Genomic DNA, 14,617 nt, shown 5'->3' with positions numbered 1-14,617 from the left:
CCGGTCTCCGCTTCGCTATTCGTGAAGGCGGCCGTACCGTCGGTGCCGGCGTCGTTTCCGAAATCGAAGGCTAATTACCATACACCCAGCAGATACGCAGGTATCTGTTAACAGAAGCTATAATGGCTGTGAGATTTTCTCCGGCTGTTATAGCTTCTTTTTTGTTGTCCGAGGGGAGCATCCGGGGGCTTTTCATGATATAATAATGGCACATAGTTTTATAATTTGCTTTTTCTGTATGTGCGTACACAGGAGGTACTGTCTATGAATCTTGCTGCCAATACGGTCCAGGCTGCCAGCACCGTCCGGGCTGACGTTAAGAACCAAGTTACGGAAGGCGTTTCGGCCCTTGGCCAATTCAATGATTTCTTACTGAATTATGCACCGGACATCATTGCGGCCATCATCATCTTCATCATCGGTCGCTATATCGCCGGAGCTATAAAAAAACTGGCCATTCGCATGATGACCCATGCCAATTATGACCATACAGTCATTACCTTTGTCAGTCAAATCATTTACTATGCCCTCATGGCCATTGTCCTCTTGTCGGCTCTCAACAAGCTGGGGATTCCTACGAATTCCTTCTTGGCCGCCTTCGGTGCCTTCGGCTTGGCTGTCGGCTTAGCCTTGCAGGGCAACCTGTCAAACTTTGCGTCAGGCCTGTTGATTTTAGTCTTTAAGCCCTTTAAAGCCGGTGACTGGATCGCTGTCGGCGGTGTAGAAGGCAGTGTCAAGGGCATTCAAATGCTGAATACGGCCATTACCACCAAGGACAACAAGACCGTCTTTATCCCGAACTCGACGATTACGACGTCTCAAGTTTCCAATAGCTCATATCAAACGGAGCGCTATATTACCTTCTTATTTGATATTGGCTATAACAATGATCACCATAAGGCCATCGCCTTGTTGAAACAGATCTTTAAAGAGGAACCTCGTATCCTCAACGCCGACGATTTAGAAATCGGAATCAAGGAATTCGGTGACAACTCGGTGCGAATTGCAGCCTATCCGAAGGTTGCCAAGGCCGATTACCTGCCTGTATTCTACGATACCATGTCCAAGGTCAAGGACACCTTTGATGCCAACGGCATTGATATTCCGTATCCGCAGCGAGTCGTTTATATTCAAAAAGACGATGAGTGAGTGCCGATGTACCGTAAAGCTATCCCTTTTGTTTGGGATAGCTTTTTTTGAAAAAATAGTCCGGCCGATATGAAGCGCGTCCCTCGTTCTGCCGGCAGACTGCCGGTTCGGCCGCTTTTAATATGATTAAAATAAATTGATTTATTCTTCCTGCTTGGTATATAATCATATCATGTTATTATAGAATTAATGTTTTTAAAATTGATTCTATTTTAGAATTTAATGACTTAGAAAAGAAAGGAAGAATCTCTATGATGGTATTTTTATTGGCATTATCCCCGATTCTATGGCTTATCCTATCTCTGGGTTTCTTTAAGATGCCGGGCTTTAAGGCCTGTCCCATTGCCTTGGTACTTGCCTTAGCCGTGGCACTGACGGCGTATCAAATGGATGGGCAAGATGCCGCTTCGGCGGCCTTAGAAGGCGTGGCCCTGGCGTGCTGGCCTATTTTATTGGTTATCATCGCGGCAATTTTTACGTATAATCTCGCCGTACATACGAAGAGCATGGATATTATCAAACATATGCTTACGACAGTCAGCAAGGATCGCCGCATCCTGGCCCTTCTCATTGCCTGGGGATTCGGTGCCTTCATGGAAGGCATGGCCGGTTTCGGTACGGCCATTGCGATTCCGGCGTCGATGTTGGCGGCCCTTGGCTTCAATCCTATTAAGTCCATTCTCGTCTGTTTAGTCGCTAATTCCGTTCCTACGACGTATGGCTCTATTGGGATTCCGGCCAGTACTCTGGCCAATCTGACCGGTCTCGATCCTATTCGGCTTTCTTCCTATATTAGCCTGCAGCTGCTGCCGCTCAATCTGATTTGTCCTTTTCTCATCGTCCTTATTATCGGCGGATCTATGAAAGCCTTGAAAGGCGTCTTCCTGATTACGCTGCTGTCCGGACTGGCTTTAGCCGTACCGGAGCTCATCATTTCATCCTTTGTCGGTCCTGAGCTGGCCGTCATGGGGGCATCGGTCGTCATTATGGCTGTCATTATCTTGTATTCCCGGTTTCAATCGAGTGAGGCACCGGAATACACTATGGATATCCATCCGGCTCATGTCCCGCTTAAAGGGGGGCTGCTGGCCTGTCTGCCTTTTATTCTGATCTTTATCTTTCTGCTGATGACGTCGAAGCTCGTGCCCTTCATATATGGCCCACTCATGGCCATTAAATCGTCGGTCTCGATTTATACCGGTGAAGGCGGCGTTCCCTATACCTTTGTATGGGTGAATACGCCGGGGATTCTCATCCTATTGGCAGCCTTTATCAGCGGCAAGGTGCAGTCCTCCGGCTTTGGGGAAATGCTGACCGTCCTCGGTCGTACCATTGTAGGCCTTCGCAGTACGATCATTACCATCATTGCCGTCATTGCAACGGCAAAGGTTATGGGATACAGCGGTATGACTTCAGAAATCGCGCAGACGGCTGTCAATGCGACGGGATCCCTGTACCCGGCCATTGCGCCCTTGGTCGGGTCGATCGGTACCTTCATCACCGGTTCCGGGACGTCGAGCAACGTTTTGTTTGGCAATCTTCAGACTGATGCAGCTGTCGCCATCAATGCTGATAAAGGTTGGTTGGCCGCGGCGAATGCAGCCGGAACTTGTGCCGGCAAGATGATTTCGCCGCAGAGCATTGCCATTGCTGTCGGGGCGATTTCCCTAAAGGGGAAGGATAATGAGATTTTACAGGCTATTGTGAAAGTATATATCCCGTATATCCTTATTTTAGGGGGAGTCGTTTATTTTGGTCAGGCCTTTATTCCCTGAATCACTAGGGGAGAGGCGGACACGATGTATGTCGTGTCCGCTTTTTTTGTTGTCAGGAATCGATACACTATAATGTTCTTAATACAAACTATTCCTCAAACAAACTTAGTACTGAAATTCACGAACCATGCCTAATTATCATAATTGAAAAGAGACAGTACTTTTTAATCATGCAAATTTCAGGACACTTTTTATATTTATGATATTGATTATTGGGAACAAGATGGGCTCCATATTTTGAAGGAGGACATAAAAGACGAGAGGTCGTCGTTGTAAAGCCATTGTAAATTTTTAATGAGGAATGCTTACAGAATAGATTCGAGTTTTCCTATCAAAACTATTAATTCTTAAACGGAATTAATTTATAGATTATTCATTCCATAAAATGAACTTTCTCAATAATATTCGTTGACGTTATCGATTTTAAGTGATATCATTCTATTAAGTAATTGAGATATGGAAAATTTTCACAAAGAATGAACGATATCATGTCGAACCATTCAATGTGCAGGAGGCAATCAGGGGAATGAGAAAAGTTAACATCATTACGGCTGAACAAGCAGCTCAGCTGGTAAAGGATAACGATACGATCACATCGATCGGGTTTGTCAGCAGCGCCCATCCGGAAGCGTTGACCAAAGCCTTGGAAAAACGGTTTTTGGAAACGAATACACCGCAGAACCTCACCTATATTTACGCAGGTTCTCAAGGGATTCGCGATGGTCGTGCTGCCGAACACCTGGCTCATACAGGACTTTTAAAACGAGCCATCATCGGTCACTGGCAGACCGTACCGGCTATCGGGAAATTGGCTGTCGATAATAAAATCGAAGCCTATAACTTTTCTCAGGGCACCCTCGTTCATTGGTTCCGTGCCTTGGCCGGCCACAAGCTTGGCGTTTTCACCGACATCGGTTTGGAAACTTTCTTGGATCCCCGCCAGCTCGGCGGCAAACTGAACGACGTAACCAAGGAAGACTTGGTTAAACTGATTGAAGTTGAAGGCCATGAACAGCTGTTCTATCCGACCTTCCCCGTACAGGTCGCCTTCCTTCGCGGCACCTATGCCGATGAATCGGGTAATATTACGATGGACGAAGAAATCGGGCCTTTCGAAAGTATTTCCGTGGCTCAGGCCGTTCACAACTGCGGCGGCAAGGTCGTCGTTCAGGTCAAAGACGTCGTCGCTCACGGCAGTCTCGATCCGCGGATGGTCAAGATTCCCGGTATCTATGTCGACGATGTCGTCATCGCCGCTCCGGAAGATCATCAGCAGACCTATGACTGTCAGTATGATCCGTCTTTAAGCGGCGAACATCGGGCTCCGGAAGGCGCTGCCGAGGAAGCCCTTCCCATGAGTGCCAAGAAAATCATCGGTCGCCGCGGTGCCTTGGAACTGACCGAAAATGCCGTCGTCAACCTCGGCGTCGGTGCTCCGGAATACGTTGCCTCCGTTGCCGGTGAAGAAGGGATTGCCGATACGATTACCCTTACCGTCGAAGGCGGTGCCATTGGCGGCGTACCGCAGGGCGGTGTTCGCTTCGGTTCCTCCCGCAATGCCGATGCCATCATCGACCATACGTATCAGTTTGACTTTTACGATGGCGGCGGTTTGGATATGGCTTATTTGGGACTGGCTCAGTGCGACAGCACGGGCAACATCAACGTCAGCAAGTTCGGCACTCACGTTGCCGGCTGCGGCGGTTTCCCGAATATTTCTCAGCAGACCAAAAATGTTTTCTTCTGCGGCACCTTTACGGCGGGCGGCTTGAAAGTAGCTGTGGAAGACGGTAAAGTCAAGATCTTAAAAGAAGGCAAGGCCAAGAAATTCATCAAGGCCGTCGATCAGATTACCTTCAACGGTTCCTATGCCGCCCGCAATGGCAAACGCGTTCTCTACATTACCGAACGCTGCGTCTTTGAATTGACCAAAGACGGGCTGGCCCTCATCGAAGTCGCGCCGGGCATCGATATCGAAAAAGATATCTTGGCTCACATGGACTTCAAACCGATTATCAATAACCCCAAAACCATGGACGCCCGCATCTTCCAGGACGGTCCCATGGGACTGAAAAAATAAATCTCTCGCTGTAAAGGAGACCTTACTATGAAACCAATGAGACTCCATCACGTAGGCATTGTCTTGCCGACGTTAGAAAAAGCCCACGAATTCATGCAGAATAACGGCCTTGAAATCGACTATGCCGGTTATGTCGACGCCTATCAGGCCGATCTCATCTTCACGAAATTCGGTGACTATGCAAGCCCGATTGAAATGATCATCCCGCACTCCGGGGTCCTTACCAAATTCAACGGCGGCCGCGGCGGCATCGCGCACATCGCCTTTGAAGTCGACGACGTCGAAGGCGTCCGTAAGGAAATGGAAGCCAAGTGCCCGGGCTGCATGCTGGAACAGAAAGCCGTACAGGGGACGGACGACATCATCGTCAACTTCCGCCGCCCTTCGACCAACCAGGGCATCCTCGTCGAATACGTTCAGACGACGGCGCCCATTACGGGCCGCGGCGAAGATCCCTTCGTAAAGGCCATGGGGGCTGAAAAAGGAAAGCTCCGTGAACCGTGGCATCCCATGCGGCTCCACCATATCGGCATCGTCCTGCCGACCTTGGAAAAGGCCCATGATTTCATAGAAACGAATGGCCTTGAAGTCGACTATGCCGGCTTCGTCGATGCCTACCATGCCGACCTTATCTTTACGAAGAAAGATAAAAACAGTACGCCCATTGAATTCATCATCCCTCGCGAAGGTGTCCTGAAAGACTTCAATCACGGCAAGGGCGGCATTGCCCACATTGCCTTTGAAGTCGACGACGTCGAAAAGGTACGGCAGATCATGGAAGGCCAGCAAGAAGGCTGCATGCTGGAAAAGAAGGCCGTCCAGGGAACGGACGACATCGTCGTCAACTTCCGCCGTCCCAGCACGGACGCCGGTATCCTCGTCGAATACGTCCAAACCGTTGCGCCCATCAATCGCAGCAATCCCAATCCGTTTCAGAATTGATTTTTGTGAAAAAAGGTGACCATCATGTATACTCTCGGAATCGATGTTGGTTCGTCTTCTTCGAAAGCCGTCATTTTGGAAGACGGCAAGAAAATCATTGCCCAAGCCGTCGTTGAAATCGGTACCGGTTCATCCGGTCCGGAACGGGTCTTGGACGAAGTCTTTGAAAAGACGAACTTAAAGATAGAAGATATGGCCAATATCATCGCCACCGGTTACGGCCGCTTCAACGTCGACTGCGCCAAGGGCGAAGTCAGCGAAATTACCTGTCATGCTAAAGGCGCTCTCTTCGAATGCCCGGGCACGACGACCATCCTCGATATTGGCGGTCAGGACGTCAAGTCGATTAAACTTAACAGTCAGGGACTGGTCATGCAGTTTGCCATGAATGACAAATGCGCTGCCGGTACGGGCCGTTTTCTCGACGTCATGTCCAAGGTACTGGAAATCCCCATGTCTGAAATGGGGGACTGGTACTTCAAATCGAAGCATCCGGCGGCTGTCAGCAGTACCTGCACGGTCTTTGCAGAATCGGAAGTCATTTCCCTCTTGTCGAAGAACATCCCTAAAGAAGACATCGTAGCCGGTGTCCATCAGTCCATTGCTGCCAAGGCCTGCGCCCTCGTGCGCCGCGTCGGTGTCGGCGGTGACCTGACCATGACCGGCGGCGGTTCCCGCGACCCCGGTGTCGTCGATGCCGTATCGAAAGAATTAGGTATCCCTGTCAGAGTAGCCCTCCATCCTCAGGCCGTTGGCGCCTTGGGAGCCGCTCTGATTGCTTATGATAAAATCAAGAAATAAGTCAAAGGAGAGAACAGAATCATGAGTGAAGAAAAAACAGTAGATATTGAAAGCATGAGCGCCAAGGACGCCCTTGGTTACTTCTTGCCGAAAGTCGATGAAGACGCACGCAAAGCTAAAAAAGAAGGCCGCCTCGTTTGCTGGTCCGCCTCGGTAGCACCTCCGGAATTTTGCACGGCCATGGATATTGCCATCGTCTATCCGGAAACTCACGCTGCCGGTATCGGTGCCCGTCATGGTGCTCCGGCTATGCTCGAAGTTGCCGAAAATAAAGGCTATAACCAGGATATCTGTTCCTACTGCCGCGTCAACATGGGCTATATGGAACTCATCAAACAGGAAGCCCTTACGGGCAAAACTCCGGAAGTCTTGAAGAATTCTCCGGCTTCTCCCATTCCCCTTCCGGACGTCGTCCTCACGTGCAACAATATTTGCAATACCCTCCTCAAATGGTATGAAAACTTGGCCAAAGAACTGAACGTTCCTCTCATCAACATCGACGTACCGTTCAACCATGAATTCCCGGTTACGAAACACGCTAAACAGTACATCGTCGGCGAATTCAAACATGCTATTTCTCAGCTCGAAGAACTCTGCGGCCGCCCCTTTGACTATGAAAAATTCTTTGAAGTCCAGAAACAGACTCAGCGCTCCATCGCTGCCTGGAACAAGATTGCGACCTACTTCAAATACAAACCGTCGCCGCTCAACGGTTTTGACCTCTTCAACTACATGGGTCTCGCCGTTGCCGCTCGTTCTTTGAACTACTCTGAAATCACGTTCAACAAATTCCTCAAGGAATTGGATGAAAAAGTTGCCAATAAGAAATGGGCCTTCGGCGACAATGAAAAATCTCGTGTTACCTGGGAAGGCATTGCCGTTTGGATCGCTCTCGGCCATACCTTTAAAGAACTCAAGGGTCAGGGCGCTCTCATGACCGGTTCTGCTTATCCCGGCATGTGGGACGTTTCTTATGAACCGGGCAACCTCGAATCCATGGCAGAAGCTTATTCCCGAACCTATATCAACTGCTGCCTCGAACAGCGCGGTGCCGTTCTTGAAAAAGTTGTCCGCGACGGCAAATGCGACGGCCTGATCATGCATCAGAACCGTTCCTGCAAGAACATGAGCCTCCTCAACAACGAAGGCGGCCAGCGCGTTCAGAAGAACCTCGGCGTACCGTATGTCATCTTCGACGGTGACCAGACCGATGCCCGAAACTTCTCAGAAGCTCAGTTCGATACCCGTGTCGAAGCTTTGACCGAAATGATGGCAGATAAAAAAGCCAGTGAAGGAGGAAATCACTAATGAGTCAGATTGATGAACTTATCAGCAAATTTCAAGAAGTATCCAACCATCCTCAAAAGACGGTTTTAAACTATAAAAGTCAGGGCAAACGCCTGGTCGGCATGATGCCTTACTATGCCCCGGAAGAAATCGTATACGCAGCCGGCTGTCTCCCTGTCGGTATGTTCGGTGCCCAGAAACCGCAGATTGCCGCTGCCCGTACCTATCTGCCTCCCTTTGCTTGTTCCTTGATGCAGGCCGATATGGAACTCCAGCTCAACGGTACTTATGACTGCCTCGATGCCGTCATCTTCTCCGTACCCTGCGACACCTTGCGCTGCATGAGCCAGAAATGGCACGGCAAGGCTCCGGTCATCGTATTTACCCATCCGCAGAACCGCAAGATTCGCCCGGCCGTCGACTTCCTCAAAGCCGAATACGAACACGTCCGCGCTGAATTGGAACGCATCCTCGGCGTCAAGATTTCCGACCTTGCCATCCAGGAAGCCATCAACGTATACAACGAAAACCGCCGTGCTATGCGCGAATTCTGCGACGTTGCCGCTCAGTATCCGCAAATCTTCACGCCGGTAAAACGTCACGACGTCATCAAAGCTCGTTGGTTCATGGACAAGGCAGAACACACGACCCTCATTCGTCAGCTCATCGACGCCGTCAAGAAAGAACCGGTACAGCCGTGGAATGGCAAGAAAGTCGTCCTTTCGGGCATCATGGCCGAACCGGATGAATTCCTCGATATCTTCAGCGAATTCAACATTGCCGTCGTTGCCGACGACCTGGCTCAGGAATCCCGTCAGTTCCGTGCGGATGTACCGTCCGGCATCGATCCCTTGGAACAGCTCGCTCAGCAGTGGCAGGATTTCGACGGCTGCCCCTTGGCCCTGAATCCGGACAAACCGCGCGGACAGATGCTCATCGACATGACCAAGAAATACAAGGCCGACGCTGTCGTCGTCTGCATGATGCGTTTCTGCGATCCTGAAGAATTTGACTATCCGATTTACAAACCGGAATTTGAAGAAGCCGGTGTCCGCTACACCGTCCTCGACCTCGATATTGAATCTCCGTCTCTGGAACAGCTCCGCACGCGTATCCAGGCCTTCTCGGAAATTCTCTAAGCCTTGGTTTCACTTGGGCGGGACCCCGTGAGGAGCCGGCCACAATATAACCTGTCTTCCCTGGCAGGATGCATAGCTTGAAGCCCGTTTCTAGCGGGCTTTGGGCTATCAATGTTGCTTTAAAGACGGCCTCGCCGTTTTTAAATATAAAGATATACATATAATCTTTTAGGAGGAAATTCAATCATGGATTTTAAACTTTCTGAATTACAGCAAGATATTGCCAATCTCGCAAAAGATTTTGCTGAAAAAAAATTAGCTCCTACTGTAAAAGACCGCGATGAAAAAGAAGTTTTTGACCGCGCTATCCTCGATGAAATGGGCACCCTCGGCCTTCTCGGTATTCCTTGGGAAGAAGAAAACGGCGGCGTTGGCGCTGACTTCCTCAGCCTCGTTGTAGCCTGCGAAGAAGTCGCTAAAGTCGACCCCTCCATTGCCCTCAGCTTCGAAGTACATACCATGCTCTGCTCCTGGCCGATTTGGAAATTCGGCACGGCCGAACAGAAAGCTAAATTCCTCAAACCCTTGGCAGAAGGCACGAAACTCGGCGCTTTCGGTCTTACCGAACCGAACGCCGGTACTGATGCACTGAACGGTTCTACGGCAGCTGTTAAGAACGAAGACGGCAGCTACACCTTGACCGGTTCTAAAGTATTCAACACCAACGGCGGCGAAGCCGACATCACCGTTGTCTTTGCTTCGACGGACAAATCGAAAGGTGCTAAAGGCATGAGCGCTTTCATCGTTGAAAAAGGCATGGAAGGCTTTACCTACGGCAAAAAAGAAGTTAAGATGGGTATCCGCGCTTCCGTACAGCGTGAACTCGTATTCCAGAACGTTAGAATCCCGGCTGAAAACCTCCTCGGTAAAGAAGGCGAAGGCTTCAAGATCGCTATGATGACCCTCGACGGCGGCCGTATCGGCGTCGGTGCTCAGGCTCTCGGTATCGCTGAAGGTGCATACAACGCAGCTCTCCAGTATGCAAAAGAACGTACGCAGTTCGGCAAACCGATCGGTAAGTTCCAGGCTATCAGCTTCATGCTCGCCGATATGAAACTTAAGATTGAAACGGCTCGCCTTGCTGTATATCAGGCTGCTTGGAAGATGGCCCAGCCCGATGTTAAATCCTACTCCGTCGACGCTGCTATCGCTAAGAAGTACGCTTCTGACGTAGCTATGCAGGTTACCACCGATGCTGTTCAGGTATTCGGCGGCTACGGCTTCACTCGTGAATATCCGGCTGAACGCTACATGCGTGACGCTAAGATCACTCAGATTTATGAAGGCACCAACCAGGTACAGCAGATGATCATCTCCGGTGCCATCCTCAGATAATCAAAGAGTTTCCTAACCAAACTCTCCTCCTTTTGAAACACGTATAGAAATAAATAGTATGAGATAACAACCGCTTACATGAAGACCCTGCATTCGGAATAGTGCAGGGTCTTTTTTTGGCGGAATCGTATTCACTTAAGCGGAAAATACCTTTTTGACGACACATAAGTCCTTTGATATACTTTGTTCATCGAACATATTGTCCGCGGAAACAGGTTGTTTCCGGTTTTGGAGGAAAGAAGGGGTGTTTGTAATGCATTACGATTTTGATGAAATCATTGATAGAAGGGGGACCCGGGCCTTAAATACCGACGGCTTCCGCAGCTATATTTTCAAGGACGTGGAAGGGAAAAAGAAATTTCCCTTTAAAGATGACGAATTTATCCGCATGTGGGTAGCCGATATGGAATTTGCGACGCCGCCGGAAATTTGCCGGGCCATGAAAAACCGGATAGACCGCCGGATTTTTGGCTATACCGGCCTGTATGATGACTCTTATTATAAGGTCTTTTCCGGTTGGTGCAAAAAGATGTACGATTGGGAATTTCCCAAAAAAGAATTAACTTTTTCTTCCGGCGTTATCCCGGCCTTATATGAAATCGTCGAAAATCTTGTAAAAGACGATGAAAAGGTCCTCATCACGACGCCTTCGTACGGCTTCTTTCAGCATGCGGCTGAATATTCCGGCAAAGAATATGTCTGCTCTCCCTTGCGGCGTGATGAAGACGGTCATTATACGATAGACTTTGAAGATTTTGCCCAAAAAGCCGCCGATCCTACGATGAAACTGGTCATCTGGTGCAATCCTCATAATCCGACGGGCCGCGTATGGACGGCTGACGAATTAAAGCGAGTTGCCGATATCGTGGAAGAAAATGACTTATGGATCATCAGTGATGAAATCCACTGCGACCTCCTGCGCAGCGGCGTCCGTCATCTTCCCATGGCAAAAATGATGGAGACCTATCCGAGGCTCATTACCTGCATGTCAGCCAGCAAGACCTTTAATATGGCGGGCCTCATGTTTTCAGATATCATCATCCGCGATCGGAAGCTGCGCCGGACTTTTGTGAAGCGCGATAAAAATGTTGGCGCCCTGAACCCTCTTTCACTGGCAGCTCATGAAGCTGCCTATGAGCACGGCGGCGAGTGGCTGAAACAAATGAAAGCTTATCTCGATGGAAACTTTCAATATGTCCATGACTTCCTGGCGGAAAAACTGCCGCTCATTTCTTTTGAAATCCCGGAATCGACGTATCTGGCCTGGGTAGACATGAACCCTTACTTGAGTGATATTGCCGATATCCCCGACTTCTTTGCCAATAAGGCCGGCGTACTCCTTGAAGGCGGTGACAGTCTCTTTGTCGGCAATGCCAAAGGGTTCGTTCGTTTGAACCTGGCCATGCCGCGATCCCTTATTGAAGAAGGATTAAACCGGATATATGAAGCGGTCCGCAAGCATTCCGGCTCCGTACCGTCGGCTGATTGATGACACCTGTCTTTTTTTGAAGCACTGTGGGCAGTGAACTGATTTTTTTGATATATGAGGTGTTTATTTTGAACATAAGAACAGCAACATTAGGAGATTTACAGGCCGTTACGGCCGTTGGAGCCAATTGCTTTCCGCCTGCAGAAGCGCAGCGACAGAAGTCGAATTTAAAGACCGTCTGACCCATTATGGCAATCATTTTTGGATGCTTTTCGATGAATCGGACCTGACGGACGATATGTATGCCGATGCGTCTCTTCACAACGACCAGGGGGCCTGGCAGATGATCTTTGGCGTCAAATACGATTTCGTCCTGCCGCCGTCAGGGCTATGTCGGAAAACTGATGCAGGCCGCCATTGATGCTGCCCGGCATCAGATGCGTCTTACTTTCTAATCGAAAATAGAACCCAGAGAGGCTGTTTCATGCGATAAAAATCTTGCATGGAACAGCCTTTTTTGATGCTTAAATGGTATATAAAATAACATATGAACACTTGAATATATGTTATTTTAATGGTATCATTAGGCATATAAAGAATGTCTTTTAAAAGGGGGCTGCGTTATGGCAGAGCATACGTTACATGAAGAAAACTGCACTTGCTGCGGTCATCATCACCATGATGACAAATACGTTGAAAAGGAAGAACACTGCAGTTGCTGCGAGGGTGAGGAATCGGTCAGTCTTGATTCTATCGGTACCTGCAGCTGCTGCCACGATGAAGAAGTGGAAGAGGAAGAAGGGGGCGCCTTGTGGACCTTGGTCGTCGGAACCCTTGTCTTTTTAATTACCTATGTAACCGACCTCGTTCCCGAAGCTTTTTCACTTCCCGCTTATATCGTCGCTTATTTACTCCTCGGCTATAGTGTCCTTCGCGAAGCGGCTGAAAATATCATGAAGCGTCAGCCTTTTGACGAAAATTTCCTCATGGCCGTAGCTACCATCGGGGCCTTCGCCATCGGTGATTATCCGGAAGCCGTTGCCGTCATGCTCTTCAGCCGTATCGGGGAAGCTATGGAAGATCGCGCTGTAAACCGCAGCCGTAAACAGGTGGCGGCTGCTATCGATATGCGGCCTGACGTCATCCACCGCCTTATGGAAGACGGAAGCACCGTTGAAGTTCCGGCTCGTGATGCTATTGTAGGCGACATTGCCGTCGTCCGCGTCGGCGACCGCATCCCCTTGGACGGTGTCGTCGTCTCCGGCGACAGCCTGGTCGATACGTCGGCTCTGACCGGGGAACCGGTTCCCGTTACCTGCCATGAAGGGTCTGAAGTCATGTCGGGCAGCATCAATACGACGGGCGTCCTCCACGTTAAGGTTACCAAGCCACTGGCGGAATCGATGGTCACTAAAATCTTGGAATCCGTCGAAAAAGCGGCGGCCAGAAAACCCAAGATCGACCGCTTTATCACTCGCTTTTCCCGCATTTATACGCCGGCTGTCGTCGCGATCGCCGCGGCTACGGCTATCATCCCGTCCTTGATTACGGGCGAATGGCATTACTGGATTTATACGGCTTTGACCTTCCTGGTCATCAGCTGCCCCTGCGCCTTGGTACTCAGCGTGCCCCTCAGCTTCTTTGCCGGCATCGGTGCCGCGTCGAAGCAGGGCATCCTGTTTAAAGGCGGTATTGCCGTCGAACAGCTTAAAAATATCGGCGCCGTCGTCTTTGATAAGACCGGGACGATTACCAAAGGAAACTTCGTCGTCCACCAGGTCCTGCCGGCCGATGGCTTTGACGAAGAAGAGGTGTTCCGCCTCAGTGCATCGGTGGAACAGGCATCGAACCACCCCATTGCCCGCAGCGTCGTCGAAGCGTCTGAAAAACGAGGCTTGACCTTGGCACAACCGGAAGCCGTTGAAGAATTTGCCGGCCAGGGTCTGAAGGCCAGCGTTGACGGTCACGTCGTCCTCTGCGGCAATCAGAAGCTCATGGACGGTCATGCCGTGGTTATGCCGACGATAGAAGCGGCTGAATACGGTGCCGAACTGTTCGTTGCCGTCGATGGCCGCTATGCCGGCCGTATGGTCGTGTCCGACACGATCAAAGAAGATGCCGTCGATGCCATTAAGGCTATTTCCGGTCTGGACATTACGACGGCCATGCTTACCGGTGATTCTCAGCAGGCTGCCGATTACATCGCCTCCAAGACCGGTATCGACGACGTCCGGGCCAAGCTCTTGCCTCAGGATAAGGTACGACAAATGGATGAACTTCGTAAGAAATACGGTCCGGTTATGTTCGTCGGCGACGGCATCAACGATGCGCCGGTCCTGGCCGGGGCCGATGTCGGGGCAGCTATGAACAGCGGTGCCGATGCGGCCGTAGAAGCAGCTGACGTCGTCTTCATGCATTCCAAAGTCAGCGCCGTTCCTAAGGCCCTTCATCTGTCGAAAGAAACGATGAAGATTGCCAAGCAAAATGTGGTCTTTGCCTTAGGCGTCAAAGGGCTGGTCATGGTCGCCGGCTTTGCCGGTTACGCCTCCATGTGGGCTGCGGTATTCGCCGACTCCGGCGTCGCTGCCCTGTGTGTCCTCAATTCGGTCCGCATGCTCTATAAAAAATAACTGACCATCTCCCGATGACAGTTCCATAACAGAAAGCCCCGTCGAAGAAA

At 50.2% G+C, this 14,617-nt stretch carries 11 protein-coding genes; all 11 read left to right on the top strand.

The window, feature by feature from the left end; all coding sequences use genetic code 11:
• The first annotated feature begins 264 nt into the window (after window positions 1-264).
• The 11 genes from TX77_RS00475 to TX77_RS00425 all read left to right on the top strand — a co-directional run bounded on the left by TX77_RS00475 (window position 265) and on the right by TX77_RS00425 (window position 14,567).
• The gene (locus TX77_RS00475; protein WP_044502863.1) at window positions 265-1,149 is read left to right on the top strand and encodes a mechanosensitive ion channel family protein; all 885 of its coding nucleotides are present in this window, start codon (window positions 265-267) and stop codon (window positions 1,147-1,149) included.
• A gap of 254 nt (window positions 1,150-1,403) precedes the next feature.
• The gene (locus TX77_RS00470; protein WP_044502996.1) at window positions 1,404-2,924 is read left to right on the top strand and encodes an L-lactate permease; all 1,521 of its coding nucleotides are present in this window, start codon (window positions 1,404-1,406) and stop codon (window positions 2,922-2,924) included.
• A 526-nt stretch (window positions 2,925-3,450) separates the two neighbouring features.
• Complete coding sequence (pct, locus tag TX77_RS00465; RefSeq protein WP_044502862.1) at window positions 3,451-5,004, top strand: propanoyl-CoA transferase Pct; 1,554 nt, start codon at window positions 3,451-3,453, stop codon at window positions 5,002-5,004.
• Between the two features lie 27 nt (window positions 5,005-5,031).
• Window positions 5,032-5,946, top strand: coding sequence for a VOC family protein (locus tag TX77_RS00460; protein WP_044502861.1), 915 nt, complete (start codon window positions 5,032-5,034; stop codon window positions 5,944-5,946).
• Window positions 5,947-5,970: 24 nt separating this feature from the next.
• The gene (locus tag TX77_RS00455; RefSeq protein ID WP_044502860.1) at window positions 5,971-6,747 is read left to right on the top strand and encodes an acyl-CoA dehydratase activase; all 777 of its coding nucleotides are present in this window, start codon (window positions 5,971-5,973) and stop codon (window positions 6,745-6,747) included.
• Between the two features lie 21 nt (window positions 6,748-6,768).
• Window positions 6,769-8,055, top strand: a complete 1,287-nt coding sequence (locus tag TX77_RS00450) for a 2-hydroxyacyl-CoA dehydratase subunit D (protein WP_044502859.1) — start codon at window positions 6,769-6,771, stop codon at window positions 8,053-8,055.
• Complete coding sequence (locus tag TX77_RS00445; RefSeq protein WP_044502858.1) at window positions 8,055-9,173, top strand: 2-hydroxyacyl-CoA dehydratase subunit D; 1,119 nt, start codon at window positions 8,055-8,057, stop codon at window positions 9,171-9,173. Before TX77_RS00450 ends, TX77_RS00445 begins: the two co-directional genes overlap by 1 nt.
• Window positions 9,174-9,359: 186 nt before the next feature.
• Window positions 9,360-10,508, top strand: a complete 1,149-nt coding sequence (locus TX77_RS00440; protein WP_044502857.1) for an acyl-CoA dehydrogenase — start codon at window positions 9,360-9,362, stop codon at window positions 10,506-10,508.
• Window positions 10,509-10,761: 253 nt separating this feature from the next.
• Entirely contained in the window at window positions 10,762-11,997 is a 1,236-nt protein-coding gene (locus TX77_RS00435) for a MalY/PatB family protein (RefSeq protein ID WP_044502856.1), read from the top strand.
• Window positions 11,998-12,202: 205 nt separating this feature from the next.
• Window positions 12,203-12,358: a hypothetical protein gene (locus tag TX77_RS13970; RefSeq protein WP_230197979.1), complete on the top strand. Its 156-nt coding sequence runs from the start codon at window positions 12,203-12,205 to the stop codon at window positions 12,356-12,358.
• 202 nt (window positions 12,359-12,560) lie between these two features.
• A complete protein-coding gene (locus TX77_RS00425; RefSeq protein ID WP_044502855.1) occupies window positions 12,561-14,567 on the top strand; it encodes a heavy metal translocating P-type ATPase in 2,007 nt (668 codons plus the stop codon).
• Window positions 14,568-14,617 lie beyond the last annotated feature (50 nt).

This window comes from Megasphaera massiliensis (genome assembly GCF_000455225.1).
In the GTDB taxonomy this organism is placed as follows: Bacteria; Bacillota; Negativicutes; order Veillonellales; family Megasphaeraceae; genus Megasphaera; species Megasphaera massiliensis.
Note: the sequence above shows the minus strand (reverse complement) of the source record. Positions and strands in the feature narration are given on the sequence as shown.

Coding starts and splice junctions, on each gene's coding strand:
- TX77_RS00470 (WP_044502996.1), top strand. CDS start 1,404: ATGGTATTTTTATTGGCATTATCCCCGATTCTATGGCTTATCCTATCT.
- TX77_RS00425 (WP_044502855.1), top strand. CDS start 12,561: ATGGCAGAGCATACGTTACATGAAGAAAACTGCACTTGCTGCGGTCAT.
- TX77_RS00460 (WP_044502861.1), top strand. CDS start 5,032: ATGAAACCAATGAGACTCCATCACGTAGGCATTGTCTTGCCGACGTTA.
- pct (WP_044502862.1), top strand. CDS start 3,451: ATGAGAAAAGTTAACATCATTACGGCTGAACAAGCAGCTCAGCTGGTA.
- TX77_RS13970 (WP_230197979.1), top strand. CDS start 12,203: ATGCTTTTCGATGAATCGGACCTGACGGACGATATGTATGCCGATGCG.
- TX77_RS00450 (WP_044502859.1), top strand. CDS start 6,769: ATGAGTGAAGAAAAAACAGTAGATATTGAAAGCATGAGCGCCAAGGAC.
- TX77_RS00440 (WP_044502857.1), top strand. CDS start 9,360: ATGGATTTTAAACTTTCTGAATTACAGCAAGATATTGCCAATCTCGCA.
- TX77_RS00445 (WP_044502858.1), top strand. CDS start 8,055: ATGAGTCAGATTGATGAACTTATCAGCAAATTTCAAGAAGTATCCAAC.
- TX77_RS00475 (WP_044502863.1), top strand. CDS start 265: ATGAATCTTGCTGCCAATACGGTCCAGGCTGCCAGCACCGTCCGGGCT.
- TX77_RS00455 (WP_044502860.1), top strand. CDS start 5,971: ATGTATACTCTCGGAATCGATGTTGGTTCGTCTTCTTCGAAAGCCGTC.
- TX77_RS00435 (WP_044502856.1), top strand. CDS start 10,762: ATGCATTACGATTTTGATGAAATCATTGATAGAAGGGGGACCCGGGCC.